Origin of the sequence: Desulfobotulus sp., assembly GCF_034006065.1 — a bacterium.
In the GTDB taxonomy this organism is placed as follows: Bacteria; Desulfobacterota; Desulfobacteria; order Desulfobacterales; family ASO4-4; genus Desulfobotulus.
This window is the reverse complement of sequence record NZ_JAVETM010000010.1, coordinates 45,205-70,530: the sequence shown is the minus strand read 5'-3', so window position 1 is coordinate 70,530 and position 25,326 is coordinate 45,205. Positions and strand designations below refer to the sequence as shown.

At 54.8% G+C, this 25,326-nt stretch carries 25 protein-coding genes; 1 reads left to right on the top strand and 24 read right to left on the bottom strand.

Annotated elements, in window-relative coordinates; translation table 11 throughout:
• Positions 1-16 precede the first annotated feature (16 nt).
• A complete protein-coding gene (locus tag RBR60_RS06030; protein ID WP_320354984.1) occupies positions 17-1,435 on the top strand; it encodes a transferase in 1,419 nt (472 codons plus the stop codon).
• 9 nt (positions 1,436-1,444) lie between these two features.
• Here RBR60_RS06030 and RBR60_RS06025 read toward each other — a convergent pair whose 3' ends face one another.
• From RBR60_RS06025 to RBR60_RS05910, 24 genes are all read right to left on the bottom strand, one after another.
• Positions 1,445-2,608: a hybrid sensor histidine kinase/response regulator gene (locus RBR60_RS06025; protein WP_320354983.1), complete on the bottom strand. Its 1,164-nt coding sequence runs from the start codon at positions 2,606-2,608 to the stop codon at positions 1,445-1,447.
• A gap of 10 nt (positions 2,609-2,618) precedes the next feature.
• The gene (locus RBR60_RS06020; protein ID WP_320354982.1) at positions 2,619-2,984 is read right to left on the bottom strand and encodes a response regulator; all 366 of its coding nucleotides are present in this window, start codon (positions 2,982-2,984) and stop codon (positions 2,619-2,621) included.
• Positions 2,984-3,418, bottom strand: coding sequence for a response regulator (locus RBR60_RS06015; RefSeq protein WP_320354981.1), 435 nt, complete (start codon positions 3,416-3,418; stop codon positions 2,984-2,986). Before RBR60_RS06015 ends, RBR60_RS06020 begins: the two co-directional genes overlap by 1 nt.
• Positions 3,419-3,455: 37 nt before the next feature.
• Positions 3,456-5,228, bottom strand: coding sequence for a sensor histidine kinase (locus RBR60_RS06010; RefSeq protein ID WP_320354980.1), 1,773 nt, complete (start codon positions 5,226-5,228; stop codon positions 3,456-3,458).
• A gap of 1 nt (position 5,229) precedes the next feature.
• A complete protein-coding gene (locus tag RBR60_RS06005) occupies positions 5,230-5,628 on the bottom strand; it encodes a hypothetical protein (protein WP_320354979.1) in 399 nt (132 codons plus the stop codon).
• Positions 5,629-6,147: 519 nt separating this feature from the next.
• Positions 6,148-6,591 (bottom strand): response regulator, encoded by a 444-nt coding sequence (locus tag RBR60_RS06000; RefSeq protein ID WP_320354978.1) that lies wholly within the window; start codon positions 6,589-6,591, stop codon positions 6,148-6,150.
• Positions 6,592-6,651: 60 nt separating this feature from the next.
• Positions 6,652-6,903 carry a hypothetical protein gene (locus RBR60_RS05995; protein WP_320354977.1) on the bottom strand — a complete coding sequence of 84 codons (252 nt, stop codon included), beginning with the start codon at positions 6,901-6,903 and terminating at the stop codon, positions 6,652-6,654.
• Between the two features lie 23 nt (positions 6,904-6,926).
• On the bottom strand, positions 6,927-8,390 hold the full coding sequence (locus RBR60_RS05990) for a DASS family sodium-coupled anion symporter (protein WP_320354976.1): 1,464 nt from the start codon (positions 8,388-8,390) through the stop codon (positions 6,927-6,929).
• Between the two features lie 377 nt (positions 8,391-8,767).
• Positions 8,768-9,169 (bottom strand): type II toxin-antitoxin system VapC family toxin, encoded by a 402-nt coding sequence (locus RBR60_RS05985; protein ID WP_320354975.1) that lies wholly within the window; start codon positions 9,167-9,169, stop codon positions 8,768-8,770.
• On the bottom strand, positions 9,157-9,378 hold the full coding sequence (locus RBR60_RS05980; RefSeq protein WP_320354974.1) for a hypothetical protein: 222 nt from the start codon (positions 9,376-9,378) through the stop codon (positions 9,157-9,159). The genes RBR60_RS05985 and RBR60_RS05980 overlap by 13 nt, the downstream gene beginning before the upstream one ends.
• A 362-nt stretch (positions 9,379-9,740) precedes the next feature.
• Positions 9,741-10,184, bottom strand: a complete 444-nt coding sequence (locus tag RBR60_RS05975) for a response regulator (protein WP_320354973.1) — start codon at positions 10,182-10,184, stop codon at positions 9,741-9,743.
• 128 nt (positions 10,185-10,312) lie between these two features.
• Positions 10,313-11,782, bottom strand: a complete 1,470-nt coding sequence (locus RBR60_RS05970; protein WP_320354972.1) for an SLC13 family permease — start codon at positions 11,780-11,782, stop codon at positions 10,313-10,315.
• A 78-nt stretch (positions 11,783-11,860) separates the two neighbouring features.
• The gene (locus RBR60_RS05965) at positions 11,861-12,412 is read right to left on the bottom strand and encodes a CBS domain-containing protein (RefSeq protein ID WP_320354971.1); all 552 of its coding nucleotides are present in this window, start codon (positions 12,410-12,412) and stop codon (positions 11,861-11,863) included.
• Positions 12,413-12,670: 258 nt separating this feature from the next.
• On the bottom strand, positions 12,671-14,116 hold the full coding sequence (locus RBR60_RS05960) for a sigma-54 dependent transcriptional regulator (RefSeq protein WP_320354970.1): 1,446 nt from the start codon (positions 14,114-14,116) through the stop codon (positions 12,671-12,673).
• The gene (locus RBR60_RS05955) at positions 14,116-15,627 is read right to left on the bottom strand and encodes an ATP-binding protein (protein ID WP_320354969.1); all 1,512 of its coding nucleotides are present in this window, start codon (positions 15,625-15,627) and stop codon (positions 14,116-14,118) included. The genes RBR60_RS05960 and RBR60_RS05955 overlap by 1 nt, the downstream gene beginning before the upstream one ends.
• Positions 15,628-15,697: 70 nt before the next feature.
• Entirely contained in the window at positions 15,698-17,173 is a 1,476-nt protein-coding gene (locus RBR60_RS05950) for an SLC13 family permease (protein ID WP_320354968.1), read from the bottom strand.
• A gap of 131 nt (positions 17,174-17,304) precedes the next feature.
• Positions 17,305-17,739 (bottom strand): response regulator, encoded by a 435-nt coding sequence (locus tag RBR60_RS05945; RefSeq protein WP_320354967.1) that lies wholly within the window; start codon positions 17,737-17,739, stop codon positions 17,305-17,307.
• Positions 17,740-17,896: 157 nt separating this feature from the next.
• Positions 17,897-19,111, bottom strand: coding sequence for a response regulator (locus tag RBR60_RS05940; RefSeq protein ID WP_320354966.1), 1,215 nt, complete (start codon positions 19,109-19,111; stop codon positions 17,897-17,899).
• A gap of 285 nt (positions 19,112-19,396) precedes the next feature.
• A complete protein-coding gene (locus RBR60_RS05935; RefSeq protein ID WP_320354965.1) occupies positions 19,397-19,999 on the bottom strand; it encodes a hypothetical protein in 603 nt (200 codons plus the stop codon).
• 28 nt (positions 20,000-20,027) lie between these two features.
• Positions 20,028-20,405, bottom strand: a complete 378-nt coding sequence (locus RBR60_RS05930) for a response regulator (RefSeq protein WP_320354964.1) — start codon at positions 20,403-20,405, stop codon at positions 20,028-20,030.
• On the bottom strand, positions 20,402-22,162 hold the full coding sequence (locus RBR60_RS05925; protein ID WP_320354963.1) for an ATP-binding protein: 1,761 nt from the start codon (positions 22,160-22,162) through the stop codon (positions 20,402-20,404). The genes RBR60_RS05930 and RBR60_RS05925 overlap by 4 nt, the downstream gene beginning before the upstream one ends.
• Positions 22,152-22,511 (bottom strand): hypothetical protein, encoded by a 360-nt coding sequence (locus tag RBR60_RS05920; RefSeq protein ID WP_320354962.1) that lies wholly within the window; start codon positions 22,509-22,511, stop codon positions 22,152-22,154. Before RBR60_RS05920 ends, RBR60_RS05925 begins: the two co-directional genes overlap by 11 nt.
• A gap of 10 nt (positions 22,512-22,521) precedes the next feature.
• Positions 22,522-23,904, bottom strand: a complete 1,383-nt coding sequence (locus RBR60_RS05915) for a sigma-54 interaction domain-containing protein (RefSeq protein WP_320354961.1) — start codon at positions 23,902-23,904, stop codon at positions 22,522-22,524.
• Positions 23,905-24,149: 245 nt separating this feature from the next.
• A complete protein-coding gene (locus tag RBR60_RS05910; protein WP_320354960.1) occupies positions 24,150-25,202 on the bottom strand; it encodes a tRNA-dihydrouridine synthase family protein in 1,053 nt (350 codons plus the stop codon).
• Positions 25,203-25,326: the final 124 nt, after the last annotated feature.

Genomic DNA, 25,326 nt, shown 5'->3' with positions numbered 1-25,326 from the left:
AAAGCCTGGAGGTAATATGCAACAACTTGAAATACTCCTTGATCGCATCCTTTCCCGGGTGAACCTGAACCTGAGACCTTTTCATTTCAAGGCCGATGAGTCCATTCGGGATCTGATTCCCGCAGAAAAGCTGATCCGGTTTTATGGCTTTTACGGTGTGACCAGCCAGCATCCTCTCCAGTTCAATTTTTCCAGATCCAATGTGGGTGGCAGTTATTTCCTTGGAAAATGTGTGGTGGACCACTCCATTCTCCATAAATGTGATATCCGTGGGGATGAATTAAAGCGCAAAGGCGATACCTTTGAGCATAACGGGGGCGCCATTGTTCTAGGGGATGATGAAATCATCCGTATCCGGGACAGTTTTTTAATCCACACCCTTGTCCATAATTATTCCCATGATCCGGAGCATCCGGAAGAGTTTCTGATTCAGAACACGGCGGCGGCCCATTACGCCAATATCCACGGAGCCCCCGTGGAAGGCTGTTTTCTCGGGCCCTTTGCCACGGTGGACCTGTGCACCCTGCATGGTTGCAAGATCGGCACCTTTTCCTATGTACAGGCCGGGGATCTTTTTCATGAAAATATTCCCGATGGAACCATCTGGATCCGAAAAAACACCTTTGAATTCATCTACCGTTTTGATCCGGATTTCCTTAGTCCCTATATTCGTTTCGAGCCGGGCAAACTGCCCGAAGGGATTATCATGGATTTTGTGGAAAGTCGGAAGGAGGGGTTTCAGGAGGTTTTTGAGAATCCCTACAGCGAACTTCCCATTGATGTGCCCGAAGGCAGCGCGGTGAGTTCTTATGCGGTGATCCGGGGGCAGACGGTGGTGGAAGGCGCGGTGCTGGTTTCCCAGCGGGCCTATCTGGACAGTGCCTGGATGGGGCCTGGGGCCAATGCCCAGGAAAACTCTTACATCATCAATTCCAGGCTTGAAAAGAACGATGTCACGGCCCATGGCGCAAAAATTATCAACGCCCATCTGGCGGAAAGGGTTTTTGTGGGCTTCAATTCCTTTATTCGGGGTGGGGAAAATGCACCCTTGAAAATCGGAAAAGGTTGTATCGTGATGCCGCATACCATCATGGATCTGGAAGAAGGACTTGAAATTCCTCAGGAGACGGCGGTGTGGGGTCTGATCCGCAATGCGGAAGACTTAAAAAAACATAGCATGGCTTTGAAAGACCTTGAAAAGGTTAATGGCGAGGTAGGGCTTGGCAACATGAAGTTTAAAGGAAGCGGGAAGGATTTTGTGGATGTTTTCAGACGCAGAATCGACCATGTCCTGGAAGTTAATGGCGCCTACTACCTGGAAACAGGACAGAAGGGCCATGCCCAGGACGATGGTTTCATCTCCTTTAACACCATTCAACCCTATCTCACAGGCCGTTACAAGGGGCTTTTTCCCACCATTGACATCCGGCCCTGACAGAGGCTCTCAGGGGGGTGTACCATTGGGCAGTGCCCTGGGCAGGGTAAGGGTGAAACAAGCCCCTTCTCCGGGTCGGCTTGAAACCTCAAGCTCACCTCCCAGATGATGGGAAAGATCCCGGCAGAGGTAAAGCCCGAGCCCCGTGCCCTTGCCCTGGGGTTTGGTGGTGAAAAAAGGATCAAAAATGCGTTTTTTCACGCTTTCGGGAATACCGGGACCCGTATCCTGCACCTGGATGGTCACTTTCCCCGTATCGGTGAGCTGAGAGGAAAGGGTGACGCAGCCCCCCTTGGGTGTGGCCTGAATGGCGTTTTCCACCAGGTTGACCAGAATCTGGCGGAGCTTGTGGGGGTCGGTGATGAGGGTGAAGGGGGTGTCTTCCTCCACATGGATGGCCACCTCGTTTTCCGGGTGAATGCTGCGGCACAGGGAGGCCAGCTCCATCAGATAGCCCGGCATGTCACAGATGGTGGGTGCTTCGCTTTCCTTTCTTACCATGCCAAGAAGCTGATGGGTGATGCGGCGGGCCCGATCCACGGCGGTCTGGATGATTTCCGAAGCACGGGTGAGGCTTGCGTTTTCGGGAAGATCCCGCATGGAGGGCCTTGCCATCACCTGGCCGATCCAGCCTGCGGCTTCGTTGATAATGGCAAGGGGATTGTTGATTTCGTGGGCCACCCCTGTGGCGAGGGTGCCCACGGTGGCAAGTTTTTCCGCCTGAAGGGCCCTTTCCTCCAGCTGTTTGCGCAACTCGCCTTCCACTTGCCTTTCCTTACGTCTTCTCACCGCAGCCGCAGCCTGACGCACCTTGCTTTCAATGTGGTCAATTTCCACAGGCTTGGTGATGTAGTCAAAGGCTCCCGCCCGAATGCCCTCCACCCCGTCCCGCAGATCCCCATGGCCTGTGAGCAGGATGACCTCCTTGTCCGGATGGTTTTCCAGAATGCGGGCCAGAAGTTCATGGCCGGACATTTCCGGCATACGCACATCGGAGATCACCACGTCCACGGGTTCGCGGGCCAGAATCTCCAGAGCCTGCTTTGCGCAAGCCACGGGATGAACCTTGATTTCCCTTTTTTCCAGGCGTTTGGCCAGGGTATCCCGGAAAGCCGCTTCGTCGTCCACCAGCACAAGGGAAATGTCATGATAACGTCTTCCGGTATTGGGCATGGGCGTATCCTTATTTCATGGCGTTCTCAATGGCTTTCAGCATGGTTTCCAGCTCGCAGGGTTTGGTGAGGTAGTCTGAGGCCCCGATTTCCAGGGCCTCTTTCCTTGCCTCTTCACTGCCATGGCCCGTGAGCATGATGACAGCAGTTTCCGGAGCCATGCGCCGGAATATTTTCAAGACTTCCATGCCGTCCATGTCTTCCATTTTCAGGTCCAGGATGGCCACATCCGCCTCCTCCCGACGCAGGAGGCGGATGGCTTCCGTACCGCTGGTGGCCCGAGAAACGGAATATCCTCTTTTTTCGAGACGATTTCCGAGAACCCGGACAAAGCCGGATTCATCATCCACAAGGAGCAGGCGGCAGGGTTCGGGCATCAGTCCCCCCTCCGGGCGGCGATCCCCTGAGCGCGGGCATTGATGATTTTTTCTTCATGGGCGCGCTTGCGGGCCGTGGCCTCATCCACCTTCTGGGTGAGAATGTCGATGTCGCAGGGCTTCATGAGATAATCAAAGGCCCCCTGTTTCATGCCGTCAATGGCGGATTCCACGGTGGCATGGCCTGTGAGCATGATGACCTCCACAAGGGGGAACCGCTGCTTGATCAGGGAGAGGGTTTCAAGGCCGTCCATGCCGGGCATTTTCACATCCAGCACCACCACATCAATCCAGGCGTTTTCCGCAAGAACACTCAGGGCCTCGTTGCCGGAAAATGCGGTGGCCAGCTTGAACTCCCTTTTTTCCAGGCGCTTGGAAAGGGTTTCCACAAATCCGGTTTCATCGTCTGTGAGAAGAACTTTACGCTGGGTCATGGTCTCTGCTCCTTTGAGTCTTGGGGTTATGAGTCTTTCATGGATTCGGAGATGCGGAATTTTCCTCCGCGGAGATTCGTGCGGGCAGCAGAATGCGGAAGGTGGATCCTGCTCCCATCATGCTTTCAACTTCAAGTTTGCCGCCCATGGCGGAAATAATACCGTAACAGATGGAAAGGCCGAGACCCGTTCCCTTGCCCACGGGTTTGGTGGTGAAAAAGGGATCAAAGATCCGTTTCAGGTTGGCCTCCGGAATGCCGGGGCCGGTATCGGAAACCAGAACTTCAATGAAGTCATCGTGGTTGATACTTTCAAAGCTCAAGGATCCGCCTTCGGATTCCATGGCGTCAATGGCATTGTTGGCAAGGTTCAGGATCACCTGCTGCACTTCCGTCCTGGAGGCGAGAACCGGATGCAGATCCGGGGCAAGCCGGGTTTCCACGTTCACCTGGGCGTAGCGGGCCCTGGGCTCGCAGAGGGGCAGAATTTCCCGGATCATATCATTGATCTGTACAACCTCGGTTGTGGATTCGGATTTCCGGGCAAAGGTTAAGAGTTTTCGGGTGATTTCCTTGCAGCGTTGGCCCTGGGTGCGGATCTGGCCCAAAGAAGCCTTGAATTCCTGAATATTTTTAATGCTCTGGGGATCTTCATCGGCCAGAAGGTCATCAATCCATCCGGCTTCTTCCACCATGATGGCCACGGGGTTATTGATTTCATGGGCAATGCCCGCAGCCAGCTCGCCGATGGAGGCGAGTTTGCCTGTTTCAATGACCTGACGGTTCATGAGCTGCTTTTCCGTTTCCTTCCTCTGAAGGGTAAGGACCAGTTTTCTGGAAAAGCGGGTGGCAAGGAAGGCAATGACCAGGGCGCAGCCCAGAAAGAGCAGGATGCCGATTTTTCGGATTTTGTGGAGGTCGGAGAAAGCATCGGATTCGGGCTGCTGGGAAATGAGCATCCAGTCTTCATTTTTAAGAAAACCCGCCACATAGATCTGTTTTTGCCCGTTTTTGTCCCTTCCCTGGTGGAAAATCAGGGAGTCTCCGGAACGGGTGCTGAGCAGCTTCTGGTACACCTGGGTGTGGGGGTTGATATCCTGCAGAGGCCGGGTCTGCAGCTCGCCTTTTCGGTTGAGGATGCAGACAAAACCGCTTTTTCCGATTTTAAGGTTGCGGACCATGGTGTTAAAGGCCTCAAAGTCAATGGTGGCCCTCAGAATCCACGGATAGCCTTCCTTATCGTGGGTGCGAACCATGACAATGAAGTGGGGCATGCCCCGCAGGCCCAGGAAGACATCGCTCACGGCCTGGGGTTTTTCCCTGAATTCCTGAAACCATTCCGCTTTGCTGTAATCCGCAGGTCCCAGGCGAAAGGGGCCTGCATAACTGACCAGGCGGCCGTCTGTGGCGGACACGAGGCCCAGATCCTCAAACACAGGACCATACACGCGGCGCAGTCTGCGCAGGTGGGCTTCCATGACCTGGGGATCCTGCAGGTCTTCGGGTGGGGAAAACAGGACAAGACTCTGGAGATTGGCGGTTTTTTCCCGGAGAAAGGCGTCAATCTCTGTGCGGTTGTACTCCACAATGGCGCTGAGGGTGGTGTGGATTTTTTCCCTTGTGGCCTGGTCGTACTGGTTAAGGGTGATGGCGAGCACCAGAAGAATGGGCGCAAGGCTGATGACCAGGGCGGTAATGAGGATGCGCCGGGCAAGTCGCGCATAGGCGTCTTTTTCTTTGGCGACATCTCCCTGTATGGAGGGCAGGGGGATGAAGGCCTGGGGATTGGGGTGGCTTTTGTTTTTTTTCATCTTACACGTCCCCCTGACGCTGGATGCGGGTTTCAATGAGTCTGCGGATGCGGATATGGCTGCTGTCGTTTTTTTCCAGAAAAATAAGCAGGGGAGGCAGGGGCATCTCCTGTTTATGCCGTTCTCTGGCGTGCAGGGAGTGCAGCACCAGAGGCGTTGCCGGAAGCTGCATGTGCAGGGCCGCCAGTAAATCCTCCCTTCGGATGTCCGCCAGATCCGGATCCAGAACCACAAGGTCCGGTGTAACGCCTCTTTTTACGTCCTGCTGAATTCTTTCCATGAGAGCATGCCCTGTGCAGAAGGCATGGGCCCTGCAAGGCAGCATGCGCAGTTCTCGTTGAAGAAGCTGGCAGATATGGGGACTGGGATCCGCAAAAAGCACATAAAGGCATGGGACCATGGGATCTTCCTTCCTTGGGGGGTGAATGCCATTTGCCCCCGTGTGTTGCCAGCCTGTCTGGCCTTGGTCAAAAATGCAAAGATGGGGCCGAAGTTTAAAAAAATCGTAAAATATCCGGAAAAACTCTTTTTTCGGTGCTTTATGGCGCAAAGGCCGACTTTTCTGGGTGAGAGCTTTTCCCATGCCGACAGGCGTTGCTTTACAGGGTGACAAAAAAACGGACACATTGGATTCAGACACCGGCAGGAACAGGCCAGGGCGTAAAGGAGGGAGGCAGGCCTGTATTCTCATGTATTTGCAAGGTGGATGCCATGTGGCTTCTGTCTTTCCATGTAAGGCATTTCATGGGTTTTTCTCATGTCCGGGTGTCTGGGGAATTGGCAGGATGCAGGAGAAGTGTCATGGGGATGGACGCTTGTGCGGAGAAAGGGGCTTTTGGAATAAAAAGCCCCCCATGCTGCAATGTGAAAGACATGGGGGGCAGACAGGGTGGATGGGGAATTTTGCAGTCTTGTTTTTTTAAAACCGTATGCTTTTTTCCAGTCGGTCGAGGCGGGAGCGTTCTTCCGCCTTTCGGATACGAGCCTCGCGTTTTCGTTTGACTTCCCGTGCGTCGTGGATTTTTTCCAGAAGATCGGCAAAATCGTAGGGTTTCAGGGCATAGTCAAAGGCACCCCGTTTCATGCCTTCCACGGCGGTTTCCGTGGAGCCGTGGCCGGTGAGGAGAATGACTTCCGTTGAAATGTGGTCGGATTTGATCTGGCGCAGCACCTGAAGACCATCCATGCCGGGCATGCGGATATCGAGAATCAGTACGTCGTAGGGATGGGTGTCCAGCATTTCCATGCAGCCTTTTCCGTCATGGGCGGCGTGGGCCAGATGGCCTGCCTCTTCAAGGCGCAGGCAGAGCATTTCCGTAAAGTCTTTTTCATCGTCCACCACAAGGATACGCAAAGGGTCCATGGGGTCTCCTTTTTCTGCGGCATGACGCCGCATTTTTATGATTGCGGAGGCGGCCTGTTCTTAAGGGCCTGCAAAAAAATCCCAGATCAGGGGATAAAGATAATAGAAAATCATCATAACCGCCACACTGGCGGGCCAGAACCAGGATTTTTTTAAAAAGGCCGGGTTCCAGGTGTTTTTTCCCCTGGGCAGGTGATGCAGGGGCCGGAGCAGGTCATAGAGATGGTCGGCCTCGGTTTTGGTTCTGGCCTGGGCTTCGTTGTTCATGCCATCCAGAGCGGGGCTTTGGGTTTTGTCCTTGCTTCCGGCCATGGGAACCTCCTTCATAAGAATGATCAGTACACGCCGATCATGGGCCAGTAAACCAGGGCGGCGATGGTGGCCACCACAAGGAGAATCAGGCACCAGGGTACGGCGACCTTGATGAAATCAACCTGGGTGAAATAGCCTGCACTGTAAGCAATGATGGTGGGCGGGCACCCGATGACCAGCATGATAAAGGACGTGGTCATGGGAGCGAGAAGTGCCACAGCCACCGGTGACATCCCCAGCATGTCCGCCATGGGCAGGGTGATGGGAAGCGTCAGGGCCACGGCCGCGGAGTTGCTCATGAGGCTGGAGAGGAAGGAGCCGAAAAGACCTAAGCCGTAAAACACGGTGAAGCTGCTCCTGCCTTCCAGCAGCGGCAATATGCTTTCTGCAAGAAACTGGCCTGCGCCGGTGGTGAGCATGGCCATACCTAAGGAAACGCCCGCGCCAAAGACAATCCAGGATTCCCAGGGGAACTTGTCACAGATGGTTTTAAAGGAAACCCAGCCCGGAGCGCAGAAGCCGATCATGGCCATGCAGGCCACCACACTCACATGCCAGCCTGTGATGTCTCCGAGAAACCAGAGCACAAAGGCACTCCCGAAAATAATGGCCACGCCCTTTTCCGCCGTACTCATGGGGCCGGGGTCTTCCAGTCTGACGCCTTTAAGCTCCTTTTCCTCGGGCCTGAAGAGAAAATACACCACAAGCCAGGTGGCGAAGGCGGTGAAGATACTGATGGGAAGCTGGATGATGAGGTATTCCATGAAACCGATCACCCGGCCTACGCCTGTGGCTTCTTGGGTGTAACGGAAGAGAATCTCCACGGCCAGGGGGTTACGACCGCCCCCGATCATGGTGCCAAAGCCCCCTGCGGATGCGGCCAGGGGAATGAGCATGAGAAAAAATTTCGGCAATTTGTGACCTGCTCCGGGTTTAAAGCCCATGGCCATGAAAACGGGCACAAAGGCAAAGACCATGACCACGGTGACCGTGGCGTCATGGAGGATGGTGGCCAGCAGGGTGCAGCCTATGGCAAGAATGAAGCTCAGCTTTTTCACGTTGGTGCCAGCGAATTTAAGAAGATGATACATGAGCCGTCTTGCCAGTCCAACCTCGTTCAGCACCACGCCGAACATGATGATCATGAGTACGAACATGACCGCAGGGTTGGCAAAGGGTGTCCAGGCATCATTTCTGCCCACGATCTTGAAGGCGATCATGCCGCCGCCCACGCAAAGGGCTGTGACGCCGATGGGCATGGCTTCGGTGATCCAGAGTACCAGTACCGTGATGAGCAGAGCCAGAAGGCGGTGACCTTCGGGAGTGAGGTTATCTGGTGTGGGCAGAAGAAAGACAAACAGCCCCAATGCAATACTGATACCGCATTTGATGAGAATGCTTGCGGCGGACTGGGGTGGGCTTTGGGGTTCCTCATGGTGGTCAACGAGGCGGTTGGGGGGCGGGGTCGTATGATCCTGGGCTCCCATGGATAAAACTCCTTTCTTTACGTCTGAAGCAGGTCGCATCCCCTGGTTGGGGACGGGGTGAAGGTTTTTGAGCCTGAAAAGCACCTTTTTTCTTTGTTTTTCTCTTTAAATCCTGACGGATCTTCACTTTTTGTATCTATTTGCAAATAAGATACCGAAATTGACGGACGGTTCGAGATAGAATGGAAAAAATTTTCGGGGCAGGGGATGAATGGGAGTGAAAAGCCCATGGGAAAAGGCGTTGGGGCGATATGGGGTATGAAAAAGGGGGAAGGTGTTTTTTTTAAAGTTGTGAAGGGCTTTTGAAAGGCATTTTTTACAGTCTGTCAAGAAAGTGGACAGGTTTTCGGGGGCTGTAAAAAAAGGAGATTTTTTTGTTATCGAATCAGGCAGCCCTCCAGTTCCGGATATTTGGAAAACATGTTGTCCATGCTTGAAAGAAGGGCTCCGTATTCCAGAGCTGTCGCGATGATAATTCTGTCGAAGGGATCTTTATGGATCTGTGACAGAGCTACGGCGCGTGAGGCAATGGAAGGTGACAGGGGGAATATTTCGATGCCTGCGGGTTCAAGGGCTTCCTTTAGCCATAGGTGGGTTTCGCATGGAAGGGAAAGCTTCCCTTTTTGTCGGGCCAGTGTGATTTCAAAGCAGGAAACCGGTGAGACACCGACCCTGTCCGCCTGTTCGATTTGTTTTCTGTGGCTTACCGGAATCGGATCTGTGTCTCCATTGATAAACCAGAACCAGATGTGGGTATCCAGCATGATTATTTCAGGCATTCCCAGTCCCCTTCATCTGTGATGGGATTGATGATGTCTCCCAGAACCTTTCCTTTGCCGAAGAGGGATGTGGGTGGAGTCCGTCGTTTTATGATTTTGGGATTTTCATCGAGTATGGTGACGATGATATGGGCAGTTGCAATGTGGGGAGCCTCTTTCAGCCAGCGGATCTGGCCTTTTTCATATATGGCTTCGTAGCTTTTCAGCATGAGAGCCTCCTTTTGATCCGGTTTTGGATATATTTGCCGGGTAGCGTTTTTTTGTGGACGGGTATGAAACGAAGTCACTTTGAACCTTCTTTTTGAAAGCTACCTGTTTTTTTGGGCAGAATCAAATGTTTCTCTGGTTTATTACGGGAACGGTGGGGGATACGGGTGAAAACAAAAAAAGGACGCCGAAATATCGGCGTCCTTAAAATGGGGGGACCGGAGGGAAGGGGCCCGTGTGGGGTGGGTTCTCCGCGGATCAGGGGCGAAGATCCTTCTGCAGGGTCTGGAGGGAGTCTTTCCATGCAGACGCGTGAGAACACCGGGGTTACGGGTCGGATCCCCCCATTTTCGAGGGGCGGGGTTTAAAAGCGCATATGCTTTTCCAGTCTGTCCAGGCGGGAGCGCTCTTCTGCTTTTCGGATGCGGGCTTCCCGTTCTTCTTTCACCTGCTTGGCGTCCTGGATTTTTTCCATCAGCTCGGCAAAATCATAGGGTTTCAGGGCATAATCAAAGGCACCCCGTTTCATGCCTTCCACAGCGGTTTCCGTGGAACCGTGGCCGGTGAGCAGGATGACTTCGGTGGAGATATGGTCCGTCTTGATCTGTTTCAGTACCTGAAGACCATCCATGCCGGGCATGCGGATATCGAGGATGAGTACGTCATAGGGTTTTTTGTCGAGCATGGCCATGCCCGCCTTGCCATCGTGTACGGCGTCTGCGCTGTGGCCCACCTCTTTTAAGCGCAGGCAGAGCATTTCCGTAAAGTCCTTTTCATCGTCCACCACGAGAATGCGAATGGGTTCCATGGGGTCTGTCTCCTTTTTTAAATCCGGGCCTGGGGGAGATCCGCCCGGTTTTTATTTTTTTGTGAGCCTTCCGGGCAGGTTTTGTCCTGCCCGAAAGGCTTGTTCGGAAGCCAGTGGCTTTTTAAGGCTCAGTACACGCCGATCATGGGCCAGTAGATCAGGAGACCGAGGACGACGATGACCAGAAGGCAGATGCACCAGGGTACGGCGACCTTAATGAAATCCACCTGGGTGAAATAGCCCGTGCTGTAGGCGATGATGGTGGGCGGGCACCCGATGACCAGCATGATGAAGGAGGTGGTGATGGGAGCAAGAAGGGCTACGGCCACAGGGGACATGCCCAGCATGTCTGCCATGGGCAGAGTGATGGGGAGCGTCAGGGCCACGGCGGCGGAGTTACTCATGACACTGGACAGGAGAGAGCCGAAGAAGCCAAGGCCAAAGAAGGTGACAAAGGAGCCATGACCCTGAAGGAGGGGCAGGCAGGATTCGGCAAGAAACTTTCCGGCCCCGGTTTTGAGGAGGGCAAGGCCTAAGGAAACGCCTGCGCCGAACACAATCCAGGATTCCCAGGGGAATTTGTCGCAGATGGTTTTAAAGGAAACCCAGCCGGGTCCGCAGAAGCCCACCATGGCGATGGCTGCCACCACACTCACATGCCAGCCCGTGATGTCGCCGAGAAACCAGAAGATAAAGGCGCCAAGGAAAATCAGAGCCACACCCAGTTCTGCGCTGCTCATGGGGCCGGGGTCTTCCAGGGATACGCCTTTGAGTTCCTTTTCTTCAGGGCGGAAGAGGAAATACACCACAGCCCAGGTGGCAATGCCGGTGAAAATGCTCAAGGGAAACTGAATGATGAAATATTCCACAAATCCGATGACCTTGCTTACGCCGGTGGTGTCTTTGGTGTAGCGGGCGAGCATTTCCACGGCCAGGGGGTTGCGGCCCCCACCGATCATGGTGCCAAAGCCACCTGCGGATGCGGCCAGGGGGATGAGGATGAGGAAGAATTTTGGTAGCTTGGCTTTGCCGCCGGGCTTCATGCCCATGGCCATGAAGACGGGCACAAAGGCGAACACCATGACAACTGTCACCGTGGCGTCGTGGAGGATGGTGGCCAGCATGGTGCAGCCTATGGCCAGAACGAAGCTCAGCTTCTTGACATTGGTGCCTGCCATTTTCAGAAGATAGTACATCATGCGTTTGGCAAGGCCCACTTCATTCAGGACCACGCCGAACATGATGATCATGAGTACGAACATGACCGCAGGGTTGGCGTAGGGGGTCCAGGCATCGTTGTTGCCCACAATCTTGAAGGCAATCATACCCGCACCCACGCAGAGGGCTGTGATGCCGATGGGAATGGCCTCGGAGATCCAGAGAACAAGGACGGCGACCAGCAGGGCCAGCAGTCTGTGACCTTCGGGGGAAAGGTTGTCCGGGGTGGGAAGGATGTAGACGAAAATTCCCAGCGCCAGGGCGATGGCGCATTTGATGAGGATACTGGTTCCGGACTGTTTGGGGGTTTCGGGGTGTTCATCGATCACCAGCTCATTGGGTCCGGGTTTTCGGAGTTCTCCCTGCGCATGCTCTGCCATATTCCGATCTCCTTTGGTAAAAAAGTGTTTGAATTCATTGAAAAGACGCGGTGTCCGGTCTTTTTTTGTTTTTAACGCTCAAATTCTGCAGGCTTTGATCTGGCGCTGAATTTCCCTGTACACGTCTGAAAAGCGCAGAAGGCCCGCAACCCTGCCGTCTTCCATGGCAAAAAGGCTGTCGTGACGGAAGATGTAAAAGGCGTGGAGGGCCAGGTTGAGGTTGGCGTCTGCGTCAATGATCTGGGACTTGGGCGTGCTTTTGAGAAAATCCCGGATTCTTACGTTCTGCGCGGTCTTGCAGAGATCATCAATGGGGCGGGCCCATAGCTGGGCCTCTTTTTTCATGGATTCAATGACATAATTCACATTGGAGATGAAAGCGCCGGTCTCCTTATCCACAAGCTTGTCGTAGTTGGGTTCCAGGCCCCGGATGATGTCCATGGGCGTGAGTTTGCCCACAATCTTTCTCTCATCATCAAGAACGAGAAGGATGCGCTGTTCCTTTTTTCCGGCGAGGAAGGCTTCCTGGGCTTCTTCCAGGGCGAGGACGGCTTCGGTGAAGGTGGCCGTGTTCTGGATGGTGGGGAATCTTTCGATGGGAACCATGAAGTTTTTTACAAGTTGATGCATGGGCCTTGTCTCCTCCCGTTGGGGTTTTATGGGTCCGGATCTTGTCGAGACCGGTGCATGGATGCTGAACAGGAGGAATTGCAAGGGGAGTGCCAATGTATTTCTGGAATATATCCACCCGTATTTAAAGGCTTTAATTTTTTGCATGAAGGTTGCGGACTGTCTGTGGGGTTTGCAGGGTGGAAGGGGATGTGTAAGAAGTTCGGACGTGGGAAGGGGAGGGATCCGGTTTTTTTAAAACCGAATCCTAAGAGAGGCTCAGCCTTCTTCCCCTTCTTCTTTCACAGAGGTCTGGAGCTTGAGGTTGTATTTATCAATGCGGGCGTGGAGGGTGGGGCGGGACATACCGAGAAGCCTTGCCGCCTGGGAGCGGTTGCCGCCGGTGTAGTTGAGGGTTTCACTGACAAGCAGGCGTGCGCAGGTATCCATGGTTTCATCAAAGAAGTTTTCTCCAGCTCCCCTTTCCAGCTCCGCACGGATCCAGGAGCGAAAACCCGTCTCCAGATCCGGCAGTCGTTTTTCTGTGGCAAGGAGAGAGGATTGGTTCGTATCCATGTCCAGGTCTTCCACGGAAATGGGAGCGCCTCGGTTAAAGATGATGGCCTTGTGCAGGGTATTGCCGAATTCCCGGATATTGCCTGGCCAGTCATGGGCTTCCAGACGCCTGCGGGCCGCATCGGTGATGCCGGGGTTTTCCATGTCCGCTTCCCTTGAAAATCGCTTGAGGAAATAATCGGTGAGAAGGGGGATGTCGCCCTTTCTTTCCCGCAGGGGCGGCAGGGTCAGGCTGACCACATTGAGGCGATAGTAGAGATCTTCCCGGAATCGTCCGTCTGTAATGGCCTCTTCTAAGTTCCGGTTGGTGGCAGCAATGATGCGCACATCCACAGGAATGGTGTCCCGACCTCCGATGCGTTCAATGCTGCGTTCCTGAAGAAGGCGCAGAAGCTTGGACTGAAGGGAAAGGGGCATGTCTCCGATCTCATCGAGAAAGATGGTGCCGCCGTTGGCCTGTTCGATTTTTCCGACCCTGCGCTGGACAGCGCCGGTGAAAGCCCCCTTTTCATAGCCAAAAAGCTCGGATTCCAGAAGGGTTTCCGGGATGGCCACGCAGTTGATGATCTGAAAAGGCAGTTTGCCCCGGCTGCTGTGCTGGTAGATGGCGCTGGCCACCAGCTCTTTTCCTGTGCCCGATTCCCCCCGGATGAGAACGGTGGCATCCGTGGCTGTTACGCGGCCGATGGACTTGTACACCTGCTGCATGGCGGGACTGCGGCCGATGATGGCCTCATTGACCATTTCGGGTTCTGGGTTTTCCAGGGAAGCCTGGGTTTTCATGAAGCGGCTGGCATCCAGGGCTTTTCCGATGAGATCCAGCATGTCCGGAATATCAAAGGGCTTCAGGATATAGTCAAAGGCTCCGGCCTTGGTGGCTTCAATGGCTGAATCCGTGGTGCCGTAGGCGGTCATGATGATGACGGGCAGACGGGGGTGGTCCCTGTTGATGAGGGTGAAGGTTTCGAGCCCGTTTTTGCCGGGCATCTGCATGTCCACAATGACCAGATCCGGGATGTTTTCCCGAAAGCTTTTTAAGCCCGCCTCTCCTGAAGCAGCGGCGGTGACCTGGAAGCCCTCCCGGGTGAGCAGTTTCTGAAAGCTTGTGCGGAGCTGGTCGTCGTCGTCAATGATGAGGATGTGGGCCATCAGGCCTCTCCTTCTTCCTGGGCAATGAGGGGTAAGCGGATGTCAAAGCAGGCGCCCTTTTCCGGTTCTGAAGTCACGGTCAGGGTGCCGCCGTGGTTTTCGATGATCCGGAATGCAATACTTAAGCCAAGGCCTGTGCCGTCTTCTTTGGTGGTGACAAAGGGCTCAAAGATGCGGGACAGCATGTCTTCGGGGATGCCGGGGCCGGAATCGCAAAGGCGGATGGCGGCCTTTGGGGCTTTGGGATCGGAAAGATCCAGGCTTTCGGTGATCTCAATGTGGCCGGGTTTGCCATCCAGGGCCTGGCAGCTGTTTTCCATGAGATTGACGAGAACCTCTTTCAACTGTTCCGGATCTCCGGAGATGAAGGGAAGTGGGCTTGTTCTGTTAAGCTTTGCCAAAACCTCATAGGAGGCCAGACGATGGCTTAAGAGGGTGAGGGTGCGGTCTACCACATCCGATGGGCTGATGGACTGGATTTTCAGTTTGGGAGGCCTTGAAAACTCCAGAAAATTTTGAACAACGGTATCAATGTGCCGGATTTCTCCGGAAATGACCTCAAAATCCTCCTTCTGATCCGCATCCAGCCTGAGGGAGCGGGAAAGGGAAAAGAGGCGCATTTTGACGGAGGTGAGGGGGTTGCGGATGGAGTGGGCCATGCCTGCGGCCAGGCGGGCCACCACCACCATGCGTTCGGCCTGTTCCAGGTTTTCCCGGCTGCGGTGCAGTTCACGGGTGGCTTCCCCTGCGTTGCGGAGAAGCCCCTCCACACCCCGGCTGATGGCGGTGACCTCATTGCCCCCCCTGATGGCTGAGACTCCGGTTTCCAGGGCAAGACGCCTTAGGGGTCTTAGGATCTGCCGGGAAATTTCCACTCCCAGAACCAGGATGAGGGCTGCGGTAATAAGAAGGATCAGGAGGGTGACATTCCTGACCTGTTGGGTTTCCCGGCTCACATGTTCCTGCAGGCGGCTGAGGGCCTGGGCCTGCAGGGATTTGAAATCTTCGCAGTGCTGCATGATGCGGAAAAAAAGCACCCGGATTTCCGGGTGTCTGGCCCTGCCCTCTTCCAGGCGTTCCTGGACGTAGTGGGCGATGACCTGGTCTTTCATTTCGATATACCGGGCATAGTTATCCCGGATGTCATTGAGAAGCTGTTTTTGGGCGGGATTCTGGACGCATTTTTCCGCGTCCACAAGTTTTTCCCGGAAGATCTGGCGGTATTCCCCCAGCCTGCGCAGCCACTCCGGATCCCTGTCCAGCATGTAGTAGGTGACAAACCCCTTCTGGTGGATGAGGGCCGTTTCCAGGGCTTCGGCGGACTGGAAGGCGGCAATACCCATGGGAATGTCTTCGGTCACAAGCCTTTCCAGGGTGCGGGTGTACCAGCCCATGATGCCAATGCCCGCACTGACCAGAAGGAGAATTCCGCCAAGGGAAAGGTAAAGACGGCTTCTTAAGCTGAGGATGCTGTCTTCGTTTTTTTTGTGGATCCGGAAGGGAGCAGGCATGGCGACTCCTTAAAAGTCCGGGAGACGGCGGTTGCCGTCTCCCGGAAAACAGCCGATATGTGTAAACTTCTTATCCGCGCAAGGTAACGGGCATACCCATGAGGGGCCAGATCACAAGGATGAAGAGGCTGAGCACGGCCAGGAGCAGGATGCTGGCAATAACCCCGTATTTGAAAAATTCTCCTGTGGTGAACTGTTTAGAGTCGTAGGCAATGGCGTTGGGTGCCGCACCCACAAGAAGCATGAAGGGCATGCCTGCGGTGACCAGGGCTGCAAAGGTGATGACCTCGGGTGCTACCTGAAGATAGGGGGCGATGACCAGGGCCACGGGCATGGAAATGGCAATGGCCGCCACGTTCATGATGAAGTTGGTCATGGCAAGAACAAAGACGGCCATGCCCATGACAAAGACGAACCAGTGGGCCTTTTCAAAGAGGGCCAGCCAGTGAACGGCCATCCACTGGGCGGCTCCGGTCTGCCAGAGGCAGAAACCGATGCTCATGGCGCCGCCAAAGAGCAGGATGATGTTCCAGGGTACGGCTTCAAGGTCGTCAATGGTGAGGATGCGGGAGCAGAAGAAGATCAGGGTGGTGATGAGGATGAGGCCGGTTTTGTCGAGCTTGCCCAGGGTTGGGATGAAGCTGCCAAGGGACATGATGGCGATACAGGTGAGAACCACCACCGCAGCGGTGATTTCCCTTCCTGTGATGGGGCCCTGCTGGGCGGCCAGTTCTGCGGCCCTTTCCCTTACGCCTTCAATGCGCTTTTTTTCCGGAGGAAGAAGGAGGAGAATCATGCCCCAGATGAGGAACATCATGAGCCAGCCCAGGGGAGCCATGTAGTAGGTGAGTTCAAAAAAGGAGATTTCCCGGCCCACGATGTCTTTGTAGAAACCAAGGGCCACGGGACCACGGGCTGCACCGAGAAGGGTGATGATACTGCCTGCTCCGGCCACATAGGCCATGCCGATGAAAAGGCCTTTGCCGAATTTTGTGGGCTTGGTGGGGTCGTCGGAGTACATGGCATAAACGGCCAGAAGAAGCGGGTACATGGTGGCGGCCACAGCCGTGTGGGCCATGACATGGGTGAGGGCCACGGTGAGCACAAAGCAGCCCAGCATGATGAGGTGGGTTTTTTCGCCCACAATCCCCAGCATTTTATAGGCAATGCGCTTGGTGAGTCCTGTTTTGGTGAACACAAGACCGATGACAATGGAGCCGAAGATGAAGAGTACGGAGGGGGTCATGAAGTCTTTGAAGGCATCGTTGGCGGAGCGCACATGGAACATGACCTGCATGACGCCGATGAGGATACTGGTGATGCCGATGGGTACCACTTCAAAGACCCACCAGGTGCCTGCCAGCATGAAGATGGCAATGGCTCCCTTGGCCTGGGGGGAAAGGGTGAAGGATTTTCCCAAAGGATCCACTGCATCGGGGAAGGGCGGAGCCCAGTAGATGATGCAGAAGAGAAAAAGACCTAAGAACATGAAAAAGAGCCGATTCCAGTCAACGGCGGCCTTTTTGGGTACAGCGGAGGCATTCATGGTGACTACTCCTTTAAGGGTTTTTGTGACTCGGGGTTATGTATGAACTTTTTTTAAAACCATATTTCCGAAGGCTTTGCCCTTTTTTTGCGATTTTGGATAAGGGTCTCTCTTATCACGTCTGATGAAACTTACCAGCCTTTATGGGTGATAATATTTTCCACCTCCGCATTGCGGATGCGTTCCTCATGGGCGGCCTTGATGGCAAAGGCGGTGGTGATTTTTGCGGAAAGGGCCTCGGTTTCCGCAGGTTTGATGAGAAAATCAAAGGCACCCCGTTTCATGCCTTCAATGGCGGACTCCACGGTGGCCTGGCCGCTGAGCAGGATGACCTGGATCAGGGGCGCGATTTCCTTGATCTGCTTTAACACCTCAAGGCCGGAGATACCGGGCATGAGAAGATCCAGGACCACCACGTCCGTGTCCGTTGGATTTTCTGTGAGGGTTGTCAGGCACTGGCTTCCGTCATAGGCGGTTTTCACTGCAAAGTCCCGCAGGGAAAGTCTTTCGGCCAGGGCGTCCACAAAGGGTGCCTCATCATCCACAAGCAATACTTTGATTTTCATTTTTTCTCCTTGTCAGATCGGGGGATGGAAAACGATCCTTTTTCGGGGTTCTTTTTTGTTTTCAGGCCTTGGGAGCCGTTTTTTCATCTTCAGGCTGCATTTTCCTTTCTGGGCTGCATGAAAAAATCCGTTTTGAGTATGGGGATATCCTTAGAATCTATGAAGGGGCGCTCCGTTCTGCGCGGATACGCGTATAAGCCTGTTTCATGGTGGCGGTCAGCTGGTTGATGTCTGTGGGTTTCTGGAGATAGGCAAAGGCCCCGAGTTCCATGCAGCGTTGGCGATCCGCCTCTGTGCCGTGGCCGGAAAGAATGATGATGGCAATGCCGGGGTGGCTTTTTTTTACCCGAGTGAGAATCTCAAACCCGTCCACGCCCGGCATTTTCAGGTCAAGAACCATCAGGTCGGGTGGATCCTCCTTGAGCAGTGCGAGGGCTGTTTCGCCGGAGCATACGGCGTGGCTGGGCACATTGCGCATGCGCAGACGTTCGGCCAGGGTCTGAACAAATTCCTTTTCATCGTCCACAAGCAGAACACGGTAGTGCACCGAAGGGTCGTATCTGCGGTAAATGCCCGCCGCATGGGACAGGGCGCCCATGCAGATTTCCACATCCCGGACGCCTTCGGCGGCGGAGGCGATGTGGTGCAGTTCGTCCGCCAGGGCCGAAGGCTGGGCTGCGTTCTTTTCAATGATGAGTCGGATTCTGCCGGAATCCGCAGTGACAGTGGCATGGTGACCTTTGTGGCTCAGGGCCAGGGTCACACGGCTGGCAAGGCGAAAGTCCTCCATGGCCCAGCGGCCTGCATCCGTAATGTGAAAGGCCGGGTCTTCCATCTTTTCCAGGATCTCTGCCACAGGGTCTTTCTGCTGTTCCATGGCGAGGATGAGGTGGTAACGATCCGGGCTCCAGAGGGGGCCATCCCAGATCTGCCGGGTCCAGAGTTGGGTTTTCTGGTCGGATTTCTGAATTTCTTCCAGGGCTTCCTTTTCCGGGGTCCCCATGTTCCAGGCCTGGGCAATGCGCCAGGCAGGGGAGGCTGTGATGAGGATGCGGAGAGCATGGGAGAGAAAGGAAGGGAGCAGCAGGGCCGTATGGCCGGTGAAAATCTGACCTTCCGTATCCAGCAGGTCGGCAAGAGTGGCGTTCAGACAGGCAATGGCGTGTTCCTTTTCATGGGTGAAGTTGTTGAACACGCTGGGTTTTGCAAAAAGGGCTTTTTCAAGTACGGCGGGTCGGATGTGGTGCTGAAGGGAGCAGCGCTCCAGGATGTCGGCATCCCGGAAAAGGCGGGAGCGCGTTTTTTGGCACAGATCGTCCACCAGGGTTTCACTTCCGGCGTATCGTACGCTGAAAAGGGAAAGGATGGTCATGGAGGCTCCTTAAGGGGTTCAAAGGACCGGGTCCGGAGGGACGGGGTTTCATCCTGGTTTTGGATCATGGGCTACACAAGCAAGTTGCAGGCCATGTTTTCGGTCTTGGGGGGAGATAAGTGAAAAAATAAAGTTTTTTTGGAAGAATGGGCCGGTCTGACAGTTTTTTTGACCCAGGCTTCCTTTTTAAAAAAGGACGCCCTTCCTGGGAGGAGGGGCGGTCTGTTTTCTTTTGAGTAGAAAATGAAACATCATAGAACGAAGGGTTTGACATGTTATGAAACTTTATGAAACTATTTCCGGAGATAGGCCCACCCAGAGGCCCTGGGTGTCTCCCCGGAGGAGGAAGCCGCCGGAAAGGGTCCGGGAGCTTAAGGCAGAGAACCCATGGGCCCCATGAAAATAAAGGCCTGGGTCTTTGGAAAAGGAAACCCGGATCTGGCTGTCTTTGGGCAGGTCCAGGCAGATTTCCATGGCCTGGAAAAGGGCGGTAAAAAAATAAAAGCGGGAAGCCTCCATGGGAATATCGGGCTCCAGGGTATCCGGAATCAGGGTAATCTGGGCCAGTTTTAAGAAGCGTTCTGTGAGCTGAAAAAATTCAAGACTGGCTTCCCGGATACCGAAATGCTCCAGGGGGTGATCGGCGCTGTGGGCAAAGCGGTTCATGCGATCAAGGATCTCGCTGCCCCGCATCACCTGATCCCGTATGGTTCCAAGCCCCTGGGTGAGGCGCTGGGTTTTGGGATGGGCGGGGTCTGCCCCAGCCATGGCGAGGATATCCTGGAGCAGGCCGCCGGTTTCCCGGATGACAGCCAGTACATTGCGCAATTCATGGGTCAGGGAGGCATTGATCCGGCCAGCGGCGCGGAAATTTTCAAAGTCATTCACGAAAAAAGCTTCCTTCAAAGAGTGGGTTTCAGGAGGTGCGGGAAGGGACGGCCTCCCGTATTTTTCGGATGAGCTCCTCAATGTGGAGGGGTTTCATGAGGTAGTCAAAGGCCCCAAGGCGCATGCCTTCCATGCCTTCCCGGGTGGATCCGTGGCCTGTGAAGAGGATCACGGGAATGTCGGGCTGGATTTCCTTAAGTCTCGGTAATACTTCAAGGCCTCCGATGCCGGGCATCATGAGATCGAGAACCACAAGGTCAAAGGCCTGGGGTTCAAAGCAGGCGAGGGCTGTTTCCCCGTCTTCTGCAATGTGGACCTGATAGCCCCTGAGTTCCAGCCTCTCGGCCAGGGTGACCACAAACTCCTGTTCATCATCGACCAGCAGAATTTTCAGCTTGCTGTTCATGGCGTCTCCTTGTTCTGCGGGGTGTCGGTGTTCTGGGGCTCCATGGCTTCTCCACGGAGGGGAAGGGAAATGGTGAAGGTACTGCCTCTGCCTTCTTCACTGCGGACCTGGATGCTGCCCCCCAGCTTCTTGACGATGCCATAGGTGATGGAAAGCCCAAGCCCTGTTCCACTGCCTTTTTTGGTGGAAAAAAAAGGATCAAAGATGTGCTTTTGCACTTCACTGTTCATGCCGCAGCCATTGTCTTCAATGGAGGCGAGGACCATTTTCTTTCTGGGGTCAAACTGGGTACGCATGCGGATGCAGCCACCGTTTTCCACAGCAGCAAAGGCATTGGTGAGAAGATTGAGAAAAACCTGCTGAAGCTGGCCCTTGTCCGAGACCAGGGGAGGCAGGGCAGGATCCAGGTGGAGCTGCATGTCAATCTGGCGGTAGGTGGCTTCCCGCTCGAGAAAACCCAGGGTATCCTGAAGTACGGCATTGATGTCCAATTCCTCAAACTGGACCTCAATGCGTCGGGCAAAGCCCAAAAGCCTGTGGGTGATGGCTTTGCAGCGTTCCACGGACTGGAGGATGTTCTCTGTGAGGGTCAGGAAGCGGTCCTGACGGTCAAAGGGCTCGGCAAGGTCCACAAGGTCTTTCATGAGGCCGGCTTTTTCATTGATGATGGCCAAGGGGTTGTTGATTTCATGAGCAACCCCTGCGGCCAGGCGACCGATGGAGGAGAGTTTCTGGGTGTGCTGCAACTCCTGGATGGCGGTGGCCCTTCTTTCGTCGGCATTCCGTATGCGCTGCACCAGCACATCTGCAACTCCCACCACCGCAAGGAGGATGGCCACAACCCCCACGGCGAAGATCACGAGCATTTCCACCTTGAGGGTGTAGAAGTTCCGCAGCAGCACGGAAAGGGGTTTGACAATGACAAGGGTATAATCCGATCGCACGGGTGCAAAGGCCACCAGCACTTCCCGGCCTTCGGGGGTGCGTGTGCGGATGGTGTGGGTGCCGTGAATTCCCGGAGGTACGGGAAAGGGGCATTGTTCGAGAATCTTACCGTAAAAACGGGAATTGGTCTGGAAAATGCCCTGGGGGTTCACAAGAAAGGCGTCGGATTCAGGATGCAGGGACATACTGGCGATGAGGGCTTCATAGCGGCCTGTGTCAATGGTGGCCCTGACAAACCAGGTGCGGCCGTCTTCGGCCATGCGCTGGACCACAATCACCACATGGGGAAATTTTCTGTAGCCCATGAAAACATCGGAGATATAAACGCCCCGGACCGATACCTCCTGAAAGGAGGGCTGCTGGGAGTAATCCTTTCCTAAAAGATCATAGGGACCGGCATAGCTCACCAGGGAGCCTTCCTTGTTGATCAGGCCCAGGTCTACAAAGCCCACAAATTCCGAGCGCATGGTGCGCAGCACCCGCTGGAGGGTGTGGTCGTCCCGGAGTTCCTCATAGGTGTAAGCCCCTGCAATGAAGCGCACCGTGGACAGGCGTTCTTCAATGAAAAGCTCAAAGGCGTGCCGGGTATCCTCGGCCATGACCTGGATGGGCCGGTGAATTTCGCTTTCCAGATTCACCCTGTACAGGCTGTAGTTGATTCCCGCCATCAGAGCCAGGGGAACGATGCAGACCAGGCTCATGATGAGGATGATGTTGCGCTTCAGGGTGACATAGCGCTGGGGAGAGGTGCTGTCCTCGGGAAAGGTCAGCATGGTATTGACCGCTTTGTGCCAGAGACGTCTAAGCACCATCCAGGCCCTCCATGCGGCGTTTGCGGAGAATATCTCCGGCTTTCAGGCGGCCTTCCATGAAAAGATCCGCCGCCTTTCGCCAGGGGCCGATGACTGAATCCAGAATGCGTACCTTTTTCCAGGAAAGATACTGGAAATACTCCTCCTCAATGCCGCCGCAGATCAGGGTGCTGATGCCATCACTGAGGATGAGGTGACAGAGCTGTTCCGCTGAAGCCTGGGGCAGCACCATCATTCGTTCCTCGGGTAGGGGGTTGCCCGCCTCGCGGATGAGGATGACCACTTCCGTTGCAAGGTCAAAACGGGGAGCAATATCCTGATTATAAATGGGAATCAGTATTTTTTCCATGGCCCCTTCCTCATGCGTCGATGCCGTATTGTTTGATCTTGCGCCACAGGGTGCTGCGGCCCCAGCCGAGCAGGGTGGCCGCCTTGGATTTTCTGCCGCCAGCCTGAACCAGGGCGTTAAGGATCATTTGTCTTTCCACCGTGTTCCAGGAAGCTTCCGTGGCCTGGGGAGAAAAAAATGCAGGATGGCTTTTTTCCGGAGCGGATTCCTGGGAAAAGGCAATGCTGGTGAGATAGGCGGGGAGATGGGAAATTTCAATGGTGTTTTTGGGGCAGACATTCACGGCATACTCTACGATATTGCGTAATTCCCTGACATTGCCGGGAAAATGATAGGCAAGGAGAATTTTTAAAGCTTCGGGGGTATAGCCTTTGAGACTCTTTTTCAGGTGCTGGTTGAAGGTGATGAGAAAGTGATCCAGAAGCAGGCGGATATCATCTTCCCTTTCCCGTAGGGAGGGCAGGTGGACCCGGGCCACATTGAGCCGGAAAAGGAGGTCCTGACGGAAAAGGCCTTCTTTGACCATGGCCTCGAGATTTCTGTGGGTGGCGGCGATGATGCGCACATTGGCGGGAAATCCCTTGGTGCTGCCCAATGGGTAGATGATGCGGTCATCAAGAAAGGTAAGGAGTTTCACCTGAAGGCTTAGGGAAAGGTCCCCGATTTCCGTGAGAAAGAGGGTGCCGCCGTGGGCTAAGCGGAAACGGCCGGGCTTGTTCTCGTGCGCGCCGGTGAACGCCCCTTTCATGTGGCCGAAAAGCTCAGACTCCATGAGAGTTTCGGGCAGGGCACCGCAGTTCACCTTGATAAAGGGCCCCCGGCTTCGTTCTGAGCTCTGGTGCAGGGCTTCGGCAACGAGGTCCTTACCTGTTCCGGTTTCTCCGGTGATGAGAACCGAGGCGTCGCTCTGGGCCAGAACGGGCAGAATCTGAAAGATTTTTTCCATCTGGGGGCTTCGGCCCACCACCTTGGAAAAGCTGTAGGCCTGACGCTGCTTTTCTCCCAGCTCCCGGAAGGGTCTTAAGTCTTCCAGGGTTTCAATGAAACCGCAGGTTTTTCCCTGGTTGTCATGGAGGGCAGCAATGGTCATGCGCACGGGAATACGCTGGCGATCCCTTGAAATGATGTCTGTTTCAAGGCTCTGGGTTTCTCCTGTGTCCAGAGCCTTTTGCACAGGACAGTGGAGCATGCACTGGCGACTGCGCAGAATATCCCGGCAGGGAAGTCCCAGGGCCTGGTCTGCGGAAAAGCCGGTGAGGGCCTCAAAACCATGGTTGACACAGAGGATGTGTCTTTCAGGATTCACGATGAGGACGCCCATGGGGATGTGGTCCAGAAATTTCTGAAAATCAAGGGATGCGCGGAAAAGCTCTGTGATATGGGCAATGGGCATGACGACTCCGGCCCCTTATGGATACGTTGTTGGCATCTGGGTATTCTGGAAAGGGCCTGTGTGGGAATGTTTTCCCCTTACGCCCGACAAAAAGCCAATGCTTTTTTGAGGGGGGCCGTAAGGGCAGGCCGATGTTATGGCAAAGAGGCATTTTTTCAGCCCTTACCTATTATAAACCAGGTGCGGATGCAAGGGGTGTGGTGTACAAGTTTTAAGGCTTGGGGTCTGAAGCGTGTTCACAATGTTTACACCATGAGGTTGCCATTGGGTCTTTCCGTGGGTTGCGGGTGGTTTTCAAAGACTTGAGCCAGGCGTTTTCTCAGATCTTCTTTGTCTGTGGCGGCCCGGAGGTGGGCATGCATGGGATGGCCAAAGGGATAAACGGCCATGGCATAGGGCAGCATTTTTTTAAAAAGCCTTAAGCCCCGAAGTTCTCCAAAGTGACGGCAATAGGTTTCATGCATCCGGATGAGGAGGGTTTGGCCATCCGGAGGCTGGGAGAGGGTGCCTGCCCACAGGGCAAAGAGCCAGGGCCTTGCCACAGCCATGCGGCCGATGCTCAGGCCGTCACATCCCGTTTCCTTCAGCATGCGAAGACCATCTTCTGCGGTGAAAAGATCGCCATTGCCCAATACGGGGATGGATACAGCCTCTTTTACGGCGCGGATATGCCACCAGCGTGGGGGCCGGGATCTGCGGTCCGGAGAAATCCTGGGGTGAAAGGTGAGAAAATCACATCCCGCATCCTGGAGGCGGCGGGCGAGGTTCACCGCCCCTTCGGGGCTTTCCTCCCACCCTGTCCGGAATTTAACGGAAAGGGGAATGCGGACGGCGGCCCTGACCCTTTCCACGATGGCAAGGGCTCGGTCCGGTGTCTTGAGGAGGGCCGCGCCTGCGCCCTGCTTGCAGATGGCGGCCACAGAACAGCCAAAATTGAGATCCACTCCAAAAAAACCTTCTTTTTCAATGCGTAAGGCCGCCTTTGCCATGGCATCGGGGTCGGCTCCGAAAATCTGGCAGACCAGGCGGGGGAGCTCTTCTTCTCGCCAGCGGAACATTTCCGAGATGGCGGGATTTTCGTGGGGAAGGGCCTTTGCGCTGCACATTTCCGTAAAAAGAAGGCCGCATCCGCCAAAATGGTCCACACATTCGCGAAAAGCCACATGCCCGAGCCCTGCCATGGGTGCCAGGGCCAGACGGTTGCTGAGTGTTTTTCCCCGGACGACAAGGGGTTGGGTGAGTTGGGTGATGAGAGACTCCGGAGGGGCCGGAAGCCAGGAATTCCCGGGAAATGGCATGCGGCTTGACGCTTTCATGTTGGGAAGGTTAGAGTGGGAAACCATCAAATGGGATGAACAACTAAGGGTGTTGCGCACAGAGCTGCCGTCTGGCGGGTGTTGGGGCGTCTTTTAACTGGGCTAT

Coding starts and splice junctions, on each gene's coding strand:
- RBR60_RS06030 (WP_320354984.1), top strand. CDS start 17: ATGCAACAACTTGAAATACTCCTTGATCGCATCCTTTCCCGGGTGAAC.
- RBR60_RS06015 (WP_320354981.1), bottom strand. CDS start 3,418: ATGACCCAGCGTAAAGTTCTTCTCACAGACGATGAAACCGGATTTGTG.
- RBR60_RS06000 (WP_320354978.1), bottom strand. CDS start 6,591: ATGGACCCTTTGCGTATCCTTGTGGTGGACGATGAAAAAGACTTTACG.
- RBR60_RS05925 (WP_320354963.1), bottom strand. CDS start 22,162: ATGGTGCTTAGACGTCTCTGGCACAAAGCGGTCAATACCATGCTGACC.
- RBR60_RS05975 (WP_320354973.1), bottom strand. CDS start 10,184: ATGGAACCCATTCGCATTCTCGTGGTGGACGATGAAAAGGACTTTACG.
- RBR60_RS05920 (WP_320354962.1), bottom strand. CDS start 22,511: ATGGAAAAAATACTGATTCCCATTTATAATCAGGATATTGCTCCCCGT.
- RBR60_RS05995 (WP_320354977.1), bottom strand. CDS start 6,903: ATGGCCGGAAGCAAGGACAAAACCCAAAGCCCCGCTCTGGATGGCATG.
- RBR60_RS05980 (WP_320354974.1), bottom strand. CDS start 9,378: ATGCTGAAAAGCTACGAAGCCATATATGAAAAAGGCCAGATCCGCTGG.
- RBR60_RS06025 (WP_320354983.1), bottom strand. CDS start 2,608: ATGCCCAATACCGGAAGACGTTATCATGACATTTCCCTTGTGCTGGTG.
- RBR60_RS05915 (WP_320354961.1), bottom strand. CDS start 23,904: ATGCCCATTGCCCATATCACAGAGCTTTTCCGCGCATCCCTTGATTTT.
- RBR60_RS05940 (WP_320354966.1), bottom strand. CDS start 19,111: ATGACCATCCTTTCCCTTTTCAGCGTACGATACGCCGGAAGTGAAACC.
- RBR60_RS05910 (WP_320354960.1), bottom strand. CDS start 25,202: ATGCCATTTCCCGGGAATTCCTGGCTTCCGGCCCCTCCGGAGTCTCTC.
- RBR60_RS05970 (WP_320354972.1), bottom strand. CDS start 11,782: ATGGCAGAGCATGCGCAGGGAGAACTCCGAAAACCCGGACCCAATGAG.
- RBR60_RS05930 (WP_320354964.1), bottom strand. CDS start 20,405: ATGAACAGCAAGCTGAAAATTCTGCTGGTCGATGATGAACAGGAGTTT.
- RBR60_RS05990 (WP_320354976.1), bottom strand. CDS start 8,390: ATGGGAGCCCAGGATCATACGACCCCGCCCCCCAACCGCCTCGTTGAC.
- RBR60_RS05955 (WP_320354969.1), bottom strand. CDS start 15,627: ATGCCTGCTCCCTTCCGGATCCACAAAAAAAACGAAGACAGCATCCTC.
- RBR60_RS05945 (WP_320354967.1), bottom strand. CDS start 17,739: ATGAAAATCAAAGTATTGCTTGTGGATGATGAGGCACCCTTTGTGGAC.
- RBR60_RS05985 (WP_320354975.1), bottom strand. CDS start 9,169: ATGCCTGAAATAATCATGCTGGATACCCACATCTGGTTCTGGTTTATC.
- RBR60_RS06005 (WP_320354979.1), bottom strand. CDS start 5,628: ATGGTCCCATGCCTTTATGTGCTTTTTGCGGATCCCAGTCCCCATATC.
- RBR60_RS05965 (WP_320354971.1), bottom strand. CDS start 12,412: ATGCATCAACTTGTAAAAAACTTCATGGTTCCCATCGAAAGATTCCCC.
- RBR60_RS05950 (WP_320354968.1), bottom strand. CDS start 17,173: ATGAATGCCTCCGCTGTACCCAAAAAGGCCGCCGTTGACTGGAATCGG.
- RBR60_RS05960 (WP_320354970.1), bottom strand. CDS start 14,116: ATGGCCCACATCCTCATCATTGACGACGACGACCAGCTCCGCACAAGC.
- RBR60_RS06020 (WP_320354982.1), bottom strand. CDS start 2,984: ATGCCCGAACCCTGCCGCCTGCTCCTTGTGGATGATGAATCCGGCTTT.
- RBR60_RS06010 (WP_320354980.1), bottom strand. CDS start 5,228: ATGAAAAAAAACAAAAGCCACCCCAATCCCCAGGCCTTCATCCCCCTG.